The organism is Pseudomonas sp. NFX15 (genome assembly GCF_049132105.1).
Taxonomy (GTDB): Bacteria; Pseudomonadota; Gammaproteobacteria; order Pseudomonadales; family Pseudomonadaceae; genus Aquipseudomonas.
This window is the reverse complement of record NZ_JAFMPV010000010.1, coordinates 173035-190558: the sequence shown is the minus strand read 5'-3', so window position 1 is coordinate 190558 and position 17524 is coordinate 173035. Positions and strand designations below refer to the sequence as shown.

At 60.3% G+C, this 17524-nt stretch carries 22 protein-coding genes; 12 read left to right on the top strand and 10 right to left on the bottom strand.

Features of this window, described 5'->3' with window-relative positions; translation table 11 throughout:
- Positions 1–232: 232 nt before the first annotated feature.
- Positions 233–829 carry an NUDIX domain-containing protein gene (locus J1D76_RS13790; protein WP_421138829.1) on the bottom strand — a complete coding sequence of 199 codons (597 nt, stop codon included), beginning with the start codon at positions 827–829 and terminating at the stop codon, positions 233–235.
- A gap of 55 nt (positions 830–884) precedes the next feature.
- On the bottom strand, positions 885–1322 hold the full coding sequence (locus J1D76_RS13785) for a hemerythrin domain-containing protein (protein ID WP_421138828.1): 438 nt from the start codon (positions 1320–1322) through the stop codon (positions 885–887).
- Between the two features lie 145 nt (positions 1323–1467).
- Here J1D76_RS13785 and J1D76_RS13780 point away from each other — a divergent pair, with 145 nt between their 5' ends.
- A complete protein-coding gene (locus J1D76_RS13780; protein WP_421138827.1) occupies positions 1468–1893 on the top strand; it encodes a GNAT family N-acetyltransferase in 426 nt (141 codons plus the stop codon).
- A 127-nt stretch (positions 1894–2020) separates the two neighbouring features.
- Here J1D76_RS13780 and J1D76_RS13775 read toward each other — a convergent pair whose 3' ends face one another.
- Positions 2021–2371, bottom strand: a complete 351-nt coding sequence (locus tag J1D76_RS13775; RefSeq protein ID WP_421138826.1) for a hypothetical protein — start codon at positions 2369–2371, stop codon at positions 2021–2023.
- Between the two features lie 92 nt (positions 2372–2463).
- Between J1D76_RS13775 and J1D76_RS13770 the strand changes: the two genes are divergently transcribed.
- The 7 genes from J1D76_RS13770 to J1D76_RS13740 all read left to right on the top strand — a co-directional run bounded on the left by J1D76_RS13770 (position 2464) and on the right by J1D76_RS13740 (position 6470).
- The gene (locus tag J1D76_RS13770) at positions 2464–2793 is read left to right on the top strand and encodes a DUF6388 family protein (RefSeq protein WP_421138825.1); all 330 of its coding nucleotides are present in this window, start codon (positions 2464–2466) and stop codon (positions 2791–2793) included.
- A gap of 204 nt (positions 2794–2997) precedes the next feature.
- Complete coding sequence (gene tusD, locus J1D76_RS13765; protein WP_421138824.1) at positions 2998–3390, top strand: sulfurtransferase complex subunit TusD; 393 nt, start codon at positions 2998–3000, stop codon at positions 3388–3390.
- Between the two features lies 1 nt (position 3391).
- A complete protein-coding gene (tusC, locus tag J1D76_RS13760; RefSeq protein WP_421138823.1) occupies positions 3392–3754 on the top strand; it encodes a sulfurtransferase complex subunit TusC in 363 nt (120 codons plus the stop codon).
- Positions 3754–4047, top strand: coding sequence for a sulfurtransferase complex subunit TusB (gene tusB, locus J1D76_RS13755; RefSeq protein ID WP_421138822.1), 294 nt, complete (start codon positions 3754–3756; stop codon positions 4045–4047). The genes tusC and tusB overlap by 1 nt, the downstream gene beginning before the upstream one ends.
- A complete protein-coding gene (locus J1D76_RS13750; protein WP_421138821.1) occupies positions 4044–4379 on the top strand; it encodes a TusE/DsrC/DsvC family sulfur relay protein in 336 nt (111 codons plus the stop codon). Before tusB ends, J1D76_RS13750 begins: the two co-directional genes overlap by 4 nt.
- A complete protein-coding gene (locus tag J1D76_RS13745; RefSeq protein ID WP_421138820.1) occupies positions 4376–5377 on the top strand; it encodes a glycosyl transferase family protein in 1002 nt (333 codons plus the stop codon). Before J1D76_RS13750 ends, J1D76_RS13745 begins: the two co-directional genes overlap by 4 nt.
- Positions 5378–5468: 91 nt before the next feature.
- The gene (locus tag J1D76_RS13740; protein WP_421138819.1) at positions 5469–6470 is read left to right on the top strand and encodes a glutathione S-transferase family protein; all 1002 of its coding nucleotides are present in this window, start codon (positions 5469–5471) and stop codon (positions 6468–6470) included.
- Between the two features lie 151 nt (positions 6471–6621).
- Here the strand turns inward: J1D76_RS13740 and cysG are convergent, their stop codons facing one another.
- The 7 genes from cysG to J1D76_RS13705 all read right to left on the bottom strand — a co-directional run bounded on the left by cysG (position 6622) and on the right by J1D76_RS13705 (position 14460).
- Positions 6622–8016, bottom strand: a complete 1395-nt coding sequence (cysG, locus tag J1D76_RS13735; RefSeq protein WP_421138818.1) for a siroheme synthase CysG — start codon at positions 8014–8016, stop codon at positions 6622–6624.
- Positions 8017–9297 carry a serine--tRNA ligase gene (gene serS, locus J1D76_RS13730; protein ID WP_421138817.1) on the bottom strand — a complete coding sequence of 427 codons (1281 nt, stop codon included), beginning with the start codon at positions 9295–9297 and terminating at the stop codon, positions 8017–8019. It lies immediately after the preceding gene.
- A gap of 15 nt (positions 9298–9312) precedes the next feature.
- Entirely contained in the window at positions 9313–9687 is a 375-nt protein-coding gene (gene crcB / locus J1D76_RS13725; RefSeq protein ID WP_421138816.1) for a fluoride efflux transporter CrcB, read from the bottom strand.
- Positions 9687–11009, bottom strand: coding sequence for a replication-associated recombination protein A (locus tag J1D76_RS13720; RefSeq protein WP_421138815.1), 1323 nt, complete (start codon positions 11007–11009; stop codon positions 9687–9689). The genes crcB and J1D76_RS13720 overlap by 1 nt, the downstream gene beginning before the upstream one ends.
- Before the next feature lie 140 nt (positions 11010–11149).
- Entirely contained in the window at positions 11150–11773 is a 624-nt protein-coding gene (gene lolA, locus J1D76_RS13715; protein WP_421138814.1) for an outer membrane lipoprotein chaperone LolA, read from the bottom strand.
- A gap of 66 nt (positions 11774–11839) precedes the next feature.
- A complete protein-coding gene (locus tag J1D76_RS13710; RefSeq protein ID WP_421138813.1) occupies positions 11840–14251 on the bottom strand; it encodes a DNA translocase FtsK in 2412 nt (803 codons plus the stop codon).
- On the bottom strand, positions 14248–14460 hold the full coding sequence (locus J1D76_RS13705) for a hypothetical protein (protein ID WP_421138812.1): 213 nt from the start codon (positions 14458–14460) through the stop codon (positions 14248–14250). The genes J1D76_RS13710 and J1D76_RS13705 overlap by 4 nt, the downstream gene beginning before the upstream one ends.
- A gap of 99 nt (positions 14461–14559) precedes the next feature.
- Between J1D76_RS13705 and trxB the strand changes: the two genes are divergently transcribed.
- From trxB to infA, 4 genes are all read left to right on the top strand, one after another.
- Complete coding sequence (gene trxB / locus J1D76_RS13700; RefSeq protein WP_421138811.1) at positions 14560–15519, top strand: thioredoxin-disulfide reductase; 960 nt, start codon at positions 14560–14562, stop codon at positions 15517–15519.
- Between the two features lie 66 nt (positions 15520–15585).
- Positions 15586–16266 carry a leucyl/phenylalanyl-tRNA--protein transferase gene (gene aat, locus J1D76_RS13695; RefSeq protein ID WP_421138810.1) on the top strand — a complete coding sequence of 227 codons (681 nt, stop codon included), beginning with the start codon at positions 15586–15588 and terminating at the stop codon, positions 16264–16266.
- Positions 16267–16323: 57 nt separating this feature from the next.
- Positions 16324–17031, top strand: a complete 708-nt coding sequence (locus tag J1D76_RS13690; RefSeq protein ID WP_421138809.1) for an arginyltransferase — start codon at positions 16324–16326, stop codon at positions 17029–17031.
- Between the two features lie 111 nt (positions 17032–17142).
- Positions 17143–17361, top strand: coding sequence for a translation initiation factor IF-1 (gene infA / locus J1D76_RS13685; protein WP_002553999.1), 219 nt, complete (start codon positions 17143–17145; stop codon positions 17359–17361).
- Positions 17362–17524: the final 163 nt, after the last annotated feature.

Genomic DNA, 17524 nt, shown 5'->3' with positions numbered 1-17524 from the left:
ACTGGCCTTCGAGGCCTGACTGTAATGGGCATACCACGAGCTTTTCCAATTTTGGCCAGAAGCCGAAGACGGCTTCCACGAATAGGCCTAATACATAGATGCAACGGGGCAGCGGTTTTTCAAAAGCAGGTAGACAGTGGGGGCGAGTCCATACATAGGAGCTGGCTTGCCAGCGAAGAGGCCCTCAAATGCAGCGCTGCACTCACGGCCGCCTTCGCCGGCAAGCCGGCTCCTACAGGTTCGTGCCCATCAGGTTTTTCATCGCCGCATACTGCAACAGCATGATGGTCTTCGCGTCGCAGATTTCGCCGCGGTAAAACGCTTCGAGCGCTTCATCGAAGCCCCACTCCAGCACTTCCAGTTCTTCGGTTTCGGACTCCAGGCCACCGCCATCGCTGACTTTCGAAGTCGCGTCGTACTCGGCGATGAAAAAGTGCAGCTTTTCCGTCACCGAACCTGGGCTCATGTAGGCCTCGAAAATCTTCTGCACATGGTGCACGCGGTAGCCGGTCTCTTCTTCGGCCTCATCGCGTATACGGTCTTCGGGCGCCACCCCTTCCAGCAGCCCCGCCGCCACCTCAATCAACAGCCCGTCATGGCCATTGACGAACACCGGCAAGCGAAACTGCCGGGTCAGCACCACCGTGCGTTTTTCCCGGTTGAACAACAAAATCGCCGCGCCATTGCCACGGTCATAGACCTCGCGGGTCTGGCGTTGCCACTCGCCGTTGTTGCGGTGGTAATCGAAGGTGATTTTCTTCAGCAAATACCAGTCGTGGGACAACACCTGGGACTCGACGATGTTGACCCGCTCGGCGGTGTTGGACATGGCAACGCATCCTGTTGGCTCAGAAGGTGCACATGTTAAGTGAAAACCTGTCCCCTCAAGCAAGCTGCGCCTTGAATTCCTTCTCGTATTGCCCGGCGAGGGTTTCTTTCTGTTTGTCGTTGAGCAACTTGCCGGCCATCTGGAAGAACTTCTGCTCTTCTTCCTTGAGGTGGTGATGGACCTTTTCCGAGAGCCTTTTCGCGGTCGCCAGCCAAGCCGGGCTGGACATCTCGGTGCCGTCCAGTTCCTCCATCATTTCGTCCATTTCGTGATGTTCGCAAATGGCATGCCGGCTGAGGTCGACGCCGTTGTCGAACTCCATCAGCGGAATATAGAAGTGCCGCTCTTCGGCCGTGGCATGGGCCTGCAATTCAGCCTTGAGTTGCTTGTACGCCTCGACCCGCTCAGGCGTATCGCCGCTGGTATGAATCAGCGCCTTGGCATAGGTTCGTTGGCGTTCATGGCTTTCGCGCAAGGCTTCGAAAATATTCACGGCGTGTCCTCATCAGTCGCGCTCTGGAATGACGCGTCTTAATCACTGACACCCGCGCGTTAGCGGCGGTTCCACAGGTTTTGCGGGATGGAACAATCGCCTCAACCGGGATAGGCTGCGGCTTCACTGCCATAGGGATATAGCCATGAACCTGCGTATCGAACTGTCACCCAACCCCACAGAAGAACAACGCCTGGCGATCCTCAAGCCATTGCGCGACTACAACCGCTCGAAAGCCGAAGGCAACGTGCCTGAACACATTGCCTTGCTGGTGCGCGATGACAACGACGAGATCCTCGGCGGCCTGCATGGCCGGTTGTTTTACCAGTGGCTGTACATCGACTTGCTGGTGGTGCCGGAACAAGCGCGCGGACAAGGCCTGGGTTCGAAACTGATGCAGATGGCCGAGGACCTGGCGCGGGAGCGGCGCTGCGTCGGGCTGTGGCTCGACACCTTTGAATTCCAGGCACCGCGGTTCTATACGAAATGTGGCTACAGCGAGATCGGGCACATTGCCGATTACCCGCCGGGCCATAAGCACTTCTTCTTCCAGAAGCGCCTGGATTACTGAGCAACACCCAAACAACGGTAGGAGCAAGTTTGCTCGCGATGGTCGGTCATTCAACATTGATTTCAACTGACCTGACGCTATCGCGAGCAGGCTCGCGCCTACAGGGGGAACGCATCAAGCTTTCAGGTCAGAGGCAAGTCGCCAGCGCCGCCAACCGGCGCTTGGCCACGAAGTCATCCTTCTGCGCGTAGTAGCTCAACACGGTGCCCGATGCGTCGGTGGTAACGTCCACAAAGAACTCTGCCGAGCGGGTGTAAACGGTCGTGCCGCCCTTCTCACTCCGCTCCAGATACGCCGCCGCGTCGACATCGAACACCGCCTCGTCCTGCCAGGAAAACTGCACGCATTCGGCAACGTCCTTGGCTGGTTTTGCCGAGTTGAGGGTCTTGTACGGGGCCTTGGTGCGGGCATCGTTCATCGCCGAGCTGGCACAGCCCGCCAGCAAGGTCGCTGCCAGCGCCACCATCAGAATTCGCATTGCATTCACTCATCAGGAAAAAGCGGACTTTACCACTGTGGCAAGGCGTATCGTTCTGCTTTACTGCATCAGATCCCATTGAAGGAACGACCATGGCGGCAACCGAGCAGCAACACGAGCAGGCACTCAAGCGATTTCTCGACGAGCGCCCCGCGCTGCGCCACGACCTCGACCACCTCAACCCGTTGCTCGCACAGGCCAAGGGTGAAACCCCGGCGCAATACCGCGAGGAGCGTTTGCATGAGGCCTTCGAAGCCGAGGCGGAACGCCAAGGATTGTTTGCCTGGGAACTGACCTTGCAACTGACGGCCGCCACCCCACAGGACTACGAAGCCCAACGCCTTGAAGTGCATCGGGAAGTAGCGGAAATGGCCGGGATGGAGTGGCTGGAGTATTGCGATTTGTATGGGATAAAGCCGTAGGGTTTACGCAGACGCAGCTATTAGCGTTTTCTGTCAGTCCGCCATCGCGAGCAAGCTCGCGCCTACAAGGGACCGGTGGTGGACTGTGATTGTGTACCCAACGCAAATGCCCTGTAGGAGCGAGCCTGCTCGCGAAGAGGCCCGCACAGGCAACATCCCTTTAAAAGCATTATCATGGCCGCAGTTTCGCTGATCGAGTGCCCCATGAAGTTCGCCATCGCCTTATTTTCCGCCGCCCATGCGCCTTCCTCGCGCCGCGCCTTGCTCTTCGCCCAAGCGGCCCTGGCTGGCGGGCATGAGATTGTCCGGCTGTTTTTCTACCAGGACGGCGTCTACAACGCGTCTGCCAGCGTGGTCACGCCCCAGGATGAACTGGACGTGCCCAAGCAATGGCGGTCCTTCGTCAGCGACCATCAACTCGACGGCGTGGTATGCATCGCCGCCGCCCTGCGTCGCGGGGTGCTGAATGAAGAAGAAGCCAAGCGCTACCAGCGCGAGGCGGTGGCCGTCGGCGCGCCGTGGGAATTGTCCGGTCTCGGTCAGTTGCATGACGCGGCACAGGATGCCGACCGCCTGATCTGTTTCGGAGGCGCGTGAGATGGCCAAATCCTTGTTGATCATCAGCCGCCAGTCGCCCTGGTCCGGCCCGGGTGCCCGGGAAGCGCTGGACATCGTGTTGTCCGGCGGCGCCTTCGATCTGCCGATTGGCCTGTTGTTTCTCGATGACGGCGTGTTCCAGCTCGCCGCCAGCCAGAACGCCAAGGCCCTGCAACAGAAAGACCTGAGCGCTAACCTTCAGGCCCTGCCGATGTTCGGCGTCGAAGCGCTGTTCGCCTGCGCCGACAGCCTCACCCTGCGCGGCCTCGACCCGAACGGCCTGTCGCTGGAAGAAGCCCGGGTATTGGCCACCGACGAAATCACCGCCCTCATTGACCGTTACGACCAGGTGATCACCCTCTGATGTCGACTTTGCATGTGTTGTCTCATTCCCCGTTCGGCGACGAACGCCTGACCAGTTGCCTGCGCGTGATCGGCGCCAACGATGGGTTGCTGCTGACGGGCGACGCGGCCTATGCGCTGCAATCTGGCACTGCGCCGTTCACGGCGCTCAGCACACGCGGTCTGCAACTGTTTGTCTTGGCTGAGGATGCCCAGGCTCGTGCGATTGCCGTTCCAGACTGGGCCACGGCCATCGATTACCCAGCCTTCGTCGAACTGTCGATTCACTACGACAAGGTCAACAGTTGGCTATGAACGCATTGACCGTCGGCGCCCGCGCCATCGAACTGGACAAGGACGGTTTCCTGGTCGAACTCAGTGATTGGTCGGCCGAAGTCGCCAGTGCCCTGGCGACGGCGGAGGACATCGAGTTGACGCCCGATCATTGGGAAGTCCTCGAACTGCTGCGCAGTTTCTACGCCGAATTCCAGCTGTCACCGGCCACCCGCCCGCTGATCAAGTACACCGCATTGAAACTCGGCCCGGAAAAAGGCAATAGCCTGCACCTGAACCGACTGTTCAAAGGCACCCCCGCCAAACTCGCCGCGAAACTGGCGGGCCTGCCCAAACCGACGAATTGCTTATGACCGACTACCCAGCACTGACCCTCGAAACGCCCACCGAGCACCCGTTCGCTCAATTCGTGCGGATCCTTGGCAAAGGCAAGCGCGGCGCCCGTGACTTCACGCGGGTCGAGGCCCGCGAAGCGATGGGCATGGTGCTCGACGAAAAGGTCGAGCAAACCCAGCTCGGCGCCTTCCTGATGCTGTTGCGGCACAAGGAAGAAAGCGCCGAGGAAATGGCCGGGTTCACCGAAGCGTTGCGTGAGCGCCTGAGCCCGCCGTCGCTGGCGGTGGATCTGGACTGGCCAACCTACGCCGGCAAGAAGCGGCACTTGCCGTGGTATTTGCTGGCGGCCAAGTGCCTGGCGCAAAACGGCGTGCGGATTTTCATGCACGGCGGCGGTGCCCACACAGCCGGTCGCCTGTACACCGAACAACTGCTGGGCGACTTGAACATTGCGCTGTGCCGTAATTGGCAGCAGGTCGGAACGGCGCTGGACAATGGCGGCCTGGCCTTCATGCCGCTGGTGGACTGGGCACCACAGTTGCAACGGATGATCGACCTGCGCAACACCCTGGGCCTACGCTCGCCGATCCACTCGCTGACGCGGATTCTCAATCCGCTGGGCGCGCGGTGTGGCTTGCAGAGTATTTTCCATCCTGGGTATCAGGCTGTGCATCGCGACGCCAGCGGTTTGCTCGGCGATACCGCCATCGTGATCAAGGGTGATGGCGGCGAGATCGAGATCAACCCGGATGCCGACAGCCACCTGTATGGCACCACCGGCGGCGAGAGCTGGGACGAAGAGTGGCCGCAATTGTCGGCGCAGCGCCACGTCAAACCGGCCTCGCTTGAGCCTGAACATTTGAAGGCGGTATGGCGTGGCGAGGTGGTCGACAGCTACCCGCAAATGGCCCTGATTTCGACCATGGCCCTGGCGCTGCGCGGCCTAGGGCAAACCCGCGCGCAGGCTTTCGAAACCGCTGAGCAATACTGGGCGGCACGGGATAAATCGATTTAACCGATCATTCGCGCCCGATCTTTGCGCTTTTTGTTCGAACTCATCGGAATAGACTCGACTCCAATGATTATTCGCTTCTGGAGTCTTGAACATGGGTTTATTAGTTGATGGCCGCTGGCAGGACAAATGGTACGAAAGCAGCAAGGACGGCGCGTTCCAGCGTGAACAGGCGCAACGCCGTAACTGGCTAACCGCTGACGGCAAGCCGGGACCGACCGGCGTCGGTGGCTTTGCCGCTGAGCCTGGGCGTTATCACCTCTACGTATCGCTGGCCTGTCCGTGGGCCCATCGCACGCTGATCCTGCGCAAACTCAAAGGCCTTGAAAACCTGATCGACGTGTCAGTGGTCAGCTGGTTGATGCTGGAAAACGGCTGGACCTTCGACCAGACCCTCGGCTCGACGGGCGACAAGCTCGATCACTTCGACTTCATGCACCAGCGCTATACCGCCGACACCGCCGACTACACCGGCCGTGTCACCGTGCCAGTGCTGTGGGACAAACAGCAGAAACGCATCGTCAACAACGAATCATCGGAAATCATCCGCATGTTCAACGGTGCCTTCGACGACCTGACCGGCAACGACCTGGACTTCTACCCGGCGCCGTTGCGCAGTGAAATCGATGCGCTGAACGAGCGGATTTATCCGGCCGTGAACAACGGCGTGTACCGCGCCGGGTTTGCCACCTCGCAACAGGCGTATGAGGAAGCCTTCGACGATGTGTTTACCGAACTGGACCGACTGGAATTGCTGCTGGGCGCCAACCGTTATCTGGCCGGCGAGTACTTGACCGAAGCGGACATCCGCCTGTTCACCACGCTGATTCGCTTCGATGCGGTGTATTACGGGCACTTCAAGTGCAACCTGCGGCGGATTGCGGACTACCCGAACCTGTCGAACTGGTTGCGGGAAATCTATCAGTGGCCAGGCGTTGCCGAGACGGTGGATTTCACCCACATCAAGCATCACTACTACGCCAGTCACCGCACCATCAACCCGACGGGTGTAGTGCCCAAAGGCCCGGCGCAAGACTTCACCGCCCCCCATGACCGGGAGCGGTTGAGCGGTAAAGGGGTTTGGCGCAAGGCCTGATTTGATCTGAAGTTTGAAAGTAGCAAAGATCAATTGTGGCGAGGGGGCTTGCCCCCGTTCGGCTGCGAAGTAGTCGTAAAACCTGTTAATCGCGATTACAGTTTTTAGGGGCGCTGCGCACCCCAACGGGGGCAAGCCCCCTCGCCACAAATCAGACCTGCGCCTGAGCCCCTTCAAACCACGCCAGTTTCTCGCGCAGTTGCACCACTTCACCAACGATCACCAGTGTCGGCGCATGCACTTCATGCTCCGCCACCAGCCGTGGCAGGTCCGCCAGGGTGCCGGTAAACACACGCTGATTGACCGTGGTGCCCTGCTGGATCAACGCTGCCGGGGTATCTTTGCTGCGACCATGCTGGATCAACTGCTCGCAGATGATCGGCAAACCCACCAGCCCCATGTAGAACACCAGGGTTTGTGCCGGCGCCACCAGATCGGCCCACGGCAAATCGGTGGAACCGTCCTTCAAGTGACCGGTAACAAAACGCACTGATTGCGCGTAGTCGCGATGAGTCAGCGGGATCCCGGCATAGGCCGCGCAACCGCTGGCCGCCGTGATGCCCGGCACCACCTGGAACGGGATGCCATGGGCCGCCAGTTCTTCGATCTCTTCACCACCACGCCCGAAGATGAACGGATCGCCGCCCTTCAAGCGCACGACACGTTTGCCCTGCCTGGCCAGATCGACCAATTGCTGGTTGATCTGATCCTGCGGAACGGCGTGATCGGCGCGGCGCTTGCCGACGTAAACCCGCTCGGCATCGCGACGGCACAGTTCGAGAATCGCCGGCGCCACCAAGCGGTCATACAGCACCACGTCGGCTTGTTGCATCAGGCGCAATGCCTTGAACGTCAGCAGGTCGGGATCACCCGGACCGGCGCCCACCAAATAGACCTCGCCGGTGGCTACCGGCGCTTGGCCATCGATCTTCGCTTGCAGCAAACGCTCGGCTTCACCGCCCTGCCCGGCCAGTTGCCGGTCGGCGATAGCCCCCTGGAAAACATCTTCCCAGAAGGCGCGACGCTGCTGCACATCAGGGAACAGCTTCTTCACCTGATGACGGAAACGCGCGGCCAAACCGGCCAGTTGGCCGTAGGTGGAAGGAATCCAGGTTTCAATCTTGGCGCGGATCAATCGCGCCAGCACCGGCGCATCGCCGCCGCTGGACACCGCAATGATCAACGGGGAACGGTCGACGATGGCCGGGAAAATCACGCTGCACAGGGCTGGCGCATCCACCACATTGACCGGTACGCAACGCCGATGAGCATCGGCAGAAACCTGCGCGTTCAGCGCTTCGTCGTCGGTGGCGGCAATAATCAGCCCGCAACCGTCCAGGTCCGCCTCGGCGTAGCCACGCAACAGGCACTCGCCGCCGCTGCCGGCAACCAGTTCGCGCAATTGTGTTTCGATTTCAGGTGCGACCACCCGCAGCAGCGCACCGGCATCAGTCAGCAGGCGGGATTTGCGCAAGGCAATCTCCCCCCCACCGACGACCAACACACGACTGCCGCGAAGGTTGTGAAAGAGCGGCAGATAATTCATTTAGCCGATGACCTCGAGGCCACCCATGTATGGCTTGAGGACTTCAGGCACACGGATCGAACCGTCAGCCTGCTGGTAGTTCTCCAGCACCGCCACCAGCGTACGGCCAACAGCCAGGCCGGAACCGTTCAGGGTGTGTACCAGTTCAGGCTTGCCGGTTTCCGGGTTGCGGAAACGCGCTTGCATGCGACGGGCCTGGAAATCGCCGCAGTTGGAGCACGACGAGATTTCGCGGTACTTGTCCTGGCTCGGAATCCACACTTCCAGGTCGTAGGTCTTGACCGCGCTGAAGCCCATGTCGCCGGTGCACAGCGCCAGGGTGCGGTATGGCAATTCCAGCAGTTGCAGGACTTTCTCGGCGTTGGCGGTCAGGCCTTCCAGCGCTTCCATCGACTGCGACGGCTCGACGATCTGCACCATTTCAACCTTGTCGAACTGGTGCTGGCGGATCATGCCGCGGGTGTCGCGACCCGATGCACCGGCTTCACTGCGAAAGCACGGCGTGTGGGCGACAAACTTGATCGGCAGCAGTTTCGAGTCGACGATTTCGCCGGCGACGATGTTGGTCAGCGACACTTCGGCGGTCGGGATCAGGTACAGATCGGCTTCGCCTTCACGAGCGATCTTGAACAGGTCTTCTTCGAACTTCGGCAGTTGACCGGTGCCTTGCAACGCCGGGGCCTGGACCAGATAAGGTGTGTACGCCTCTTCGTAGCCGTGCTCGGTGACGTGCAGGTTGATCATGAACTGCGCCAGGGCGCGGTGCAGGCGGGCGATCGGGCCGCGCAGCAAGGCGAAACGGGCGCCGGACAGCTTGGCGGCGGTTTCGAAATCCAGCCAGCCGAACTTCTCGCCCAAGGCGACGTGGTCTTGGACCGGGAAGTCAAAGGCCGTCGGGGCGCCCCAGCGACGCACTTCGACGTTAGCGTCTTCGTCTGCGCCGACCGGCACCGATTCGTGCGGCAGGTTCGGAATACCCAGTACGATCGAATCCAGTTCGGTCTGGATCGCGTCCAGCTCGACTTTACCGGCACTCAATTCGCCCGCCATGCGTTCGACGTCGGCCATCAGCGGCGCGATGTCTTCGCCGCGCTGCTTGGCCTGGCCGATAGACTTGGAGCGCGCGTTACGTTCAGCCTGCAGTGCTTCGGTGCGGGTCTGGACGGTCTTGCGCTGTTCTTCCAGCGCTTCGATGCGCGCGACATCCAGCACAAAGCCACGGGATGCCAGGCGGTCCGCTACGTCCTGAAGGTTGCTACGTAACAGTTTGGAATCGAGCATGTCGGTCTCTCGTTATCAAAGTTTGGTCAAGGACAGGCCAGCCCAGGTAGCGAGCAGCCCGCCGAATACGCTGATGGCAGCATAGCCCAGGGCCAGCGGCACTTGCCCGCTTTCGAGCAGGCGCACCGTATCCAGTGAAAAGGATGAAAAAGTCGTCAGCCCCCCAAGGAAGCCAACCATCAACCCGGCGCGCACCTCGATGGGCACCTCCGGGCGTAGCAAAAAAAGACCGTATAAAACGCCGATCAGCAAACAGCCGACGATATTAACGGCCAGCGTCGCGGTATAGAAGTGCCGCGGCCAATTCGCGTTGATCCAGTTGCCCGTGGCAAAGCGCAACAACGTGCCGGCCACACCGCCGACGCAAACCGCAACGATCAGTGGAAGCACTATTTTCTCCGCTGCCGGGGACTTAGACGGTCGAGTTTTGCCAGGTGATTGAGTTTTTCGCCGATCTTCAACTCCAGGCCGCGGGGCACGGGCTGGTAGAACGCAATCGGGTCGAGTTCTTCCGGGAAGTAATCTTCGCCAGCGGCGTAGGCATCCGGCTCATCGTGGGCATAGCGGTATTCGTCGCCATAACCCAGTTGCTTCATCAACTTGGTTGGCGCGTTGCGCAGGTGCAGTGGCACTTCCAGCGAACCGTGCTCGGCGGCGGCGCGCAAGGCGGTCTTGAAGCCCATGTACACCGCGTTGCTTTTTGGCGCGCAGGCCAGATAGGTAATGGCCTGGGCCACTGCCAATTCGCCTTCGGGGCTGCCGAGGCGTTCCTGCACTTCCCACGCCGCCAGGCACAGGCTCAGGGCGCGAGGGTCGGCGTTGCCAATGTCTTCGCTGGCCATGCGCACCACGCGCCGGGCCAGGTACAGCGGGTCGCAGCCGCCGTCGATCATCCGCGCAAACCAGTACAACGCGCCGTCAGGGTTGGAGCCGCGCACCGATTTGTGCAACGCGGAAATCTGGTCGTAGAACGCTTCGCCACCCTTGTCGAAGCGCCGACGGGTGTCACCGAGCAGGCTTTGCAGCAACTCGGTGCCGATTTCGCTGTTGTCTTCGGCGAGGTCCGAGGCGTTTTCCAGCAAGTTGAGCAAGCGTCGGCCATCGCCATCGGCGGCCGACAGCAGCATCTGGAAGCCTTCATCGCTGAGGCTCAGGTTGCGCTTGCCCAGGCCCCGCTCTTCGGTCAGGGCACGGTGCACCAACTTGCGCAGCGCAGTTTCATCCAGGCTCTTGAGCACATACACCCGCGCCCGGGAGAGCAAAGCGTTATTGAGTTCGAACGAGGGGTTTTCCGTGGTCGCGCCAATGAAAATCAGCGTGCCATCTTCGACATAGGGCAGGAACGCATCCTGCTGTGACTTGTTGAAGCGGTGCACTTCATCGACGAACAGGATGGTGCGGCGGCCGTACTGCGCGGCCTGTTGCTTGGCGATTTCCACCGACTGGCGGATTTCCTTGACCCCGGCCAGTACCGCCGAGACCGTTTCGAAGTGTGCATCCGAGACTTCGGCGAGCAAGCGCGCCAGGGTGGTCTTGCCCACGCCCGGCGGCCCCCAGAAAATCATCGAATGCAGGGCACCCTGCTCCAGCGCTTCGCGCAAGGGCTTGCCGCGCGCGAGCACGTGTTCCTGGCCGACGTACTCGTCCAGGTTGGCCGCACGCAGGCGGGCAGCCAGGGGCTGGGCGATGGGGGTGCTGCGAAACAGGTCCATCACGTACTTTTAAAACCTCGCTATGAACACCGCATCCCGCTGTAGGAGCCGGCTTGCTGGCGAAGGTGGGTCAGTCGACATTAATGTTGAATGACAAACCGCCATCGCCAGCAAGCCGGCTCCTACAAGGGTCTTGCGTGTTATTCCTGGATCACGTCCGCCCCTTTAGGGATCTCGAACTTGAACTTGGACGCCGGGATCGGCTCGTTGGCCTTCACCCCGGTGAACAGGATGTTGGTGCGCTGGCCGACGCTGTCGATCAGTTGCATATCATTGACCAGGCCATTGCGGAACGACAGGCGCAGGCTGTCGAACAGCGTGTCCTTGGTTTTCGGCTTGAGGGTGAAATCGATCACGCCACCGGCTTCCTTGGCGCTGATGTCGAAACTCTGGCTGATCTTCGACACGTCACCGGACAGCAGCAACGCCGGCGTCTGGGTCAGGCGCTGGTCGAGATTCTTGATGGTCGCCTGTTCCAGGTCCGGGTCCCACAGGGTGACCTTCTTGCCGTCGGAGACCATGGTCTGCTCGGCCGGCGCATCGGTGTGCCAGTAGAACAGGCCCGGACGCTGCAGGGACATGTCGCCGGCGGTTTCCTGCAACTGGGTGCCGCTGCCATCGAGGGTCAGTTGCGAGAAGCGTGCGGTCAGGGTCTGGGATTTTTCCAGCAATTGGGTCAGACGCGCCACGTCCTTGTCATCGGCGTGAGCCTGGAGCGTGGTCAAAGCCAGTACCGGCAGCAACAGCATGCGGATCAGACGCATGGGAGTCCTCATAACATTCGTGGGAGTGCGGGCGGCGCCAAAGGGCGCCGTCCCTTTCATATCGGGTCAGTCGCGCACCGGGCCAGGGGCCAGGACTTCACGCGAACCGTTGGTGTTCATGGAGGTCACGACCCCGGCCATTTCCATGGCTTCGATCATGCGCGCAGCGCGGTTGTAGCCGATCTTCAGCTTGCGCTGAACCGCGGAGATGGAGGCACGACGGCTTTCCAGCACGAACTGCACGGCTTCGTCGTACAACGCATCAGTTTCCGGATCGTCACCGTCGCCACCACCGCTGCTGCCTTCGAAGCCGCTGCCTGCCTCTTCGACACCGTTGAGGATGTCGTCGTTGTATTCCGGCGCACCGCGCAACTTCCAGGCTTCCACCACGCGGTGAACCTCATCGTCGGACACGAAAGCACCGTGAACACGGATCGGCAGGCTGGTGCCTGGCGGCATGTAGAGCATGTCACCGTGCCCCAGCAGTTGTTCGGCACCGCCCTGGTCGATGATGGTCCGTGAGTCGATCTTGCTCGACACCTGGAACGCCATCCGGGTCGGGATGTTGGCCTTGATCAGACCGGTGATCACGTCCACCGACGGTCGCTGGGTCGCCAGGATCAAGTGGATGCCGGCGGCACGGGCCTTTTGCGCGATACGGGCAATCAGTTCTTCAACCTTCTTGCCAACAATCATCATCATGTCGGCGAACTCATCGACGACTACGACGATGGTTGGCAGCTTTTGCAGCAGCGGCGCTTCGTCGTGGATGCTTTCGCGCTTGTACAGCGGATCGCTCAACGGCTCGCCCGCATCCTGGGCTTCCTTGACCTTGGCGTTGAAGCCCGACAAGTTACGCACGCCCATCTTGGCCATCAGCTTGTAGCGGCGTTCCATCTCGGCAACGCTCCAGCGCAAGGCGTTGGCGGCGTCCTTCATGTCGGTGACCACCGGGCACAGCAGGTGCGGGATGCCTTCGTAGATCGACAGTTCAAGCATTTTCGGGTCGATCATGATCAGCTTGGCGTCTTCCGGGCCGGACTTGAAAAGGATCGACAGGATCATCGCGTTCACACCCACCGACTTACCGGAACCGGTGGTACCGGCCACCAGCAGGTGCGGCATCTTCGCCAGGTCCGTGATGACCGGCTTGCCACCGATGTCGTGGCCCAGGGCCAGGGTGACCGGCGACTTGAAGTTGTCGTACTCGGGGGTCGACAGGACCTCGGAGAAACGCACGATCTGGCGGTCTTCGTTCGGGATCTCGATACCGACCGTGGTCTTGCCCGGAATCACCTCCACCACACGCACGCTGGTCACGGCCAGGGAACGGGCCAGGTCCTTGGCCAGGTTGGCGATACGGCTGACCTTGACGCCAGCCGCCGGCTGGATTTCGTAACGGGTAATCACCGGGCCAGGATGGATCGAGTCCACGGTGACTTCGACGCCGAATTCCTTGAGCTTGATTTCCAGCAAGTGGCCAACCGCAGCCAGGGATTCAGGCGAATAATTGAGTTGTTTCTTTTCTGCCGGATCGAGAATCGAGATCGGTGGCAAGGTGCCTTCCACGGCGCTGTCGACGAACAGCGGCGCCTGTTTTTCTTTCTCGACACGTTTGCTCGGCGCGGCAGGTTTGACTGGCGCTGGTGCAATGACAGGCGGCACCTGTTTCTCGCGTTCGGACATGTGCTTGCTCAGGGCCTGCTCACGCTCGATCAGCCGTTCCTTGACCTTGGCCTGTTCACGCTTGTCGGTAACGGTCGGCGCCACCACTTCATCCATCCGGTCATCAACCTCACGCAATTGCGCGACGAGTTGCTTGCGCTCGGTACGGGCCGCCCACCAGCGATTGGCGGCGCCCTGGAACAGTTCGAACAGGTCGAGCGTGATCTTGCCGGTGACGTCCATCACCTTGAACCACGACAGGTCGGTGAACACCGTCAAGCCGAACAGGAACAGGGCAATGAACAGCAGCGTACTGCCCTGGATGTTCAGTGCGTTCTTGGCCAGGTCGCCCAGGCTTTCACCCAGGGCACCGCCCGCGCCGGCCGGCAAACCGGTCGCGGCATGGAAATGAATATGCGCCAGTGCTGCACCCGACAACACCAGGAACACCAGGCCGATCAGGCGCCAGGAGAACAGCCAGCCGCTCCACTGCCAAGGCTCGTGGCGCTGGCGGAAGATCTGGTACGCCTTGATCGCCAGCAGCAACGGGAAGATGTAAGCGAAGTAACCGAGCACCATGAACAGGATATCGGCGCTGTAGGAACCCGCAGGCCCGCCGAAGTTCTGCACGTCATCGATCTTGCTGTTGTGGCTCCAGCCCGGATCATCCTTGCCGTACGTCAGCAAGGCCATCATCAGGAACAGGCACAACGCACCGATGGCGATCAGCGCACCTTCCTTGAGTCGGTAGTGCAAATGCTGGCGCCAGAGTGGTACGACGGCTGGTTTAGGTGCTGCGGTGGATTTCTTCAAAACGCTTCTTTTCCTGCGCCCAAGGCGCGTCCATCTGTTGATTGACTATAAAAAACTGCCCAATCCAGGCAGGTAAAAAAGTTAACAAGCGTATCCGGGACTACTTTTAACACTGCGCCCCGGTTTTTATAAACACGGATTGCACTGCTTATTTTGTTACAAGCAACCTGACAGCCAGGCATTGTACGGGTTTGTACGCCTGATGCCATGTTTGAGACTCTTGGGTACAGCATAGTCAAAAGCCCATGGCATACGGTTCAATTTGAGCATGCATTCTCTTTTGTGACAAAGGCTTATGAGGTGTTTTTATGAGCGTTGCAAAGCATTCCCGCCTGATCATCCTGGGTTCCGGCCCTGCCGGTTACAGCGCAGCCGTTTATGCCGCCCGCGCCAACCTCAAGCCCGTTGTCATTACCGGCATACAGGCAGGTGGCCAGCTCACCACCACCGTCGAAGTCGATAACTGGCCCGGCGACGTCGAAGGCCTGACCGGCCCAGTGTTGATGGAGCGCATGCAAAAACACGCCGAGCGCTTTGCCACCGAGATCGTTTACGACCACATCCATACCGCCAAGTTGCAACAACGGCCGTTCGAGCTGATTGGCGATGGCGGCACTTACACCTGCGACGCACTGATCATCGCCACCGGCGCATCCGCACAATACCTGGGCCTGCCGTCGGAAGAGGCCTTTGCCGGCAAGGGCGTATCGGCCTGTGCCACCTGTGACGGGTTCTTCTATCGCAACCAGGTGGTCGCGGTGGTCGGCGGCGGCAACACGGCGGTCGAAGAAGCGTTGTACCTGTCGAACATTGCCAAGGAAGTGCACCTGGTCCACCGCCGAGACAAACTGCGCTCGGAGAAGATCCTCCAGGACAAACTCTTCGAGAAAGCCGCCAATGGCAACGTCCGCTTGCACTGGAATCAGAACCTGGACGAAGTACTCGGCGACGCCAGTGGCGTGACCGGCGCCCGCCTGCGCGACAGCCACACCGGTGAAACCACGGAGTTGACACTGGCCGGGGTATTTATTGCCATCGGCCACAAGCCCAACACCGACCTGTTCACCGGGCAACTGGAAATGCGCGACGGCTACCTGCTGGTCAAGGGCGGCAGTGAAGGCGACGCCACTGCCACGGCGATTGCAGGTGTGTTTGCCGCCGGTGACGTGGCTGACCATGTCTATCGCCAGGCTGTGACGTCAGCCGGGGCTGGTTGCATGGCCGCGCTGGACGCCGAAAAATACCTCGACGACATTCCTGCCGTTTGAAGGCAAACTTTATGGCGGGCTAATAGTGCCCGCCACTGCCCCTCCCCTTCTGCAAGCCCGGATGCCATGCTGACTTGGTTACAACGCAACACCCTGACTTTTCCACCGCTGGAAAAAGCCATGCGCGACCCCAACGGGCTGCTGGCAGCCGGCGGTGACCTGTCCGCTGATCGGTTGATCAACGCCTACCGCCACGGCTGCTTTCCATGGTTCTCCGAAGGCCAGCCGATCCTCTGGTGGTCGCCGGACCCGCGCACGGTTCTGTTTCCCGACGAACTGCACGTCTCGCGCAGCCTGAACAAACTGCTGCGCCAGCAACGCTATCAAGTGAGCTTCGACGAGGACTTCGCCGCCGTCATCCGCGCCTGCGCAGCGCCGCGCGATTACGCCGACGGCACCTGGATCACCAACGCCATGCAGGAGGCCTACATAGAACTGCACCGGCGCGGCCACGCGCACTCAGTGGAAGTCTGGGACGGCGACGAACTGGTGGGCGGGCTGTATGGCCTGGCGATGGGCCAGTTATTTTTCGGTGAATCGATGTTCAGCCGAGCCGACAACGCCTCGAAATTCGGCTTTGCCACCCTGGTTCGACATCTGAAAGACTCGGGTTTCGTGCTGATCGATTGCCAGATGCCGACCGATCACCTGCACAGTCTCGGCGCCCGGGCGATCCCCCGCCGAGAGTTTGCCAACTACCTGGCACAGCATCTGGACCAACCCAATCGCGCAACCTGGGTTTGCTGAGCGACTTTTGCGCAGGTGGCTTACACTTAATCCAAAGCACTATCCCGAGGGTTGATCATGACCGAGTTGGCGCGTTTGAAGTTCTATGCCACTCAGCCGCACTCTTGCAGTTATCTGCCTGAGGAGCAGGCCACGACCCTGTTTCTCGACCCTAGCCAGCCCATGGATGTGCACGTCTATGCAGATCTGTCAGAGATGGGTTTTCGGCGCAGCGGTGACCATCTCTACCGGCCGCATTGCCAGAATTGCAATGCGTGCGTACCGGCGCGCATTCCCGTGGCGCAGTTCACGCCCAACCGGCAACAAAAACGCATCTTCAAGCGCAATGCGGATCTACAGGTGCGCCCGGCCAAGCCTTGCTTCAACGAAGAATATTTCGACCTTTACCAGCGCTACATCGAACAGCGCCACGCCGATGGCGACATGTACCCGCCCAGTCGTGACCAGTTTTCGACATTCCTGGTGCGCGACCTGCCGTTTTCACGGTTCTATGAATTCCGCCTGAATGGCCAGCTGCTGGCCGTCGCCGTCACCGACTTGCTGCCGAACGGCCTGTCGGCGGTCTACACCTTCTACGAACCCGACGAAGAGCGTCGCAGTCTTGGGCGCTACGCAATCCTCTGGCAAATTGCCGAAGCCCGGCGACTGGGACTGGAAGCGGTGTACCTTGGCTACTGGATCAAAAACTGCAAAAAGATGAACTACAAGACGCAATATCGACCCATCGAACTGCTGATTAACCAGCGCTGGGTGGTTCTCAGCTAGACCACCCCCTAAACCCCTTGGCTTAAACCCCATTTTTCGGGCACAATGCACGCCGCTTTTGCCTGGCGCAGTTGCACCGGGCCATTCATTGGACACCGAGGGCTTTACTGCATGTCGAAAGAAGACAGCTTCGAAATGGAAGGCACTGTCGTCGACACCCTGCCCAACACCATGTTTCGTGTGGAGTTGGAAAATGGGCACGTCGTAACCGCGCACATCTCCGGCAAGATGCGCAAGAACTACATCCGTATTCTTACCGGCGACAAAGTGCGCGTAGAGCTGACTCCCTATGACTTGAGTAAAGGGCGCATCACTTACCGCGCTCGCTAATCAGGTCAATACAAGACGCCCGGCACATGCCGGGCGTTTTTGTTTGTGCGGGATTTGGCTGCCAAACCAACCCCTGTAGGAGCGGGCTTGCCCGCGAAGACGTCGGCATATCCAGCATTGATGCAAGCTGATCCGCCGCTTTCGCGGGCAAGCCCGCTCCTAC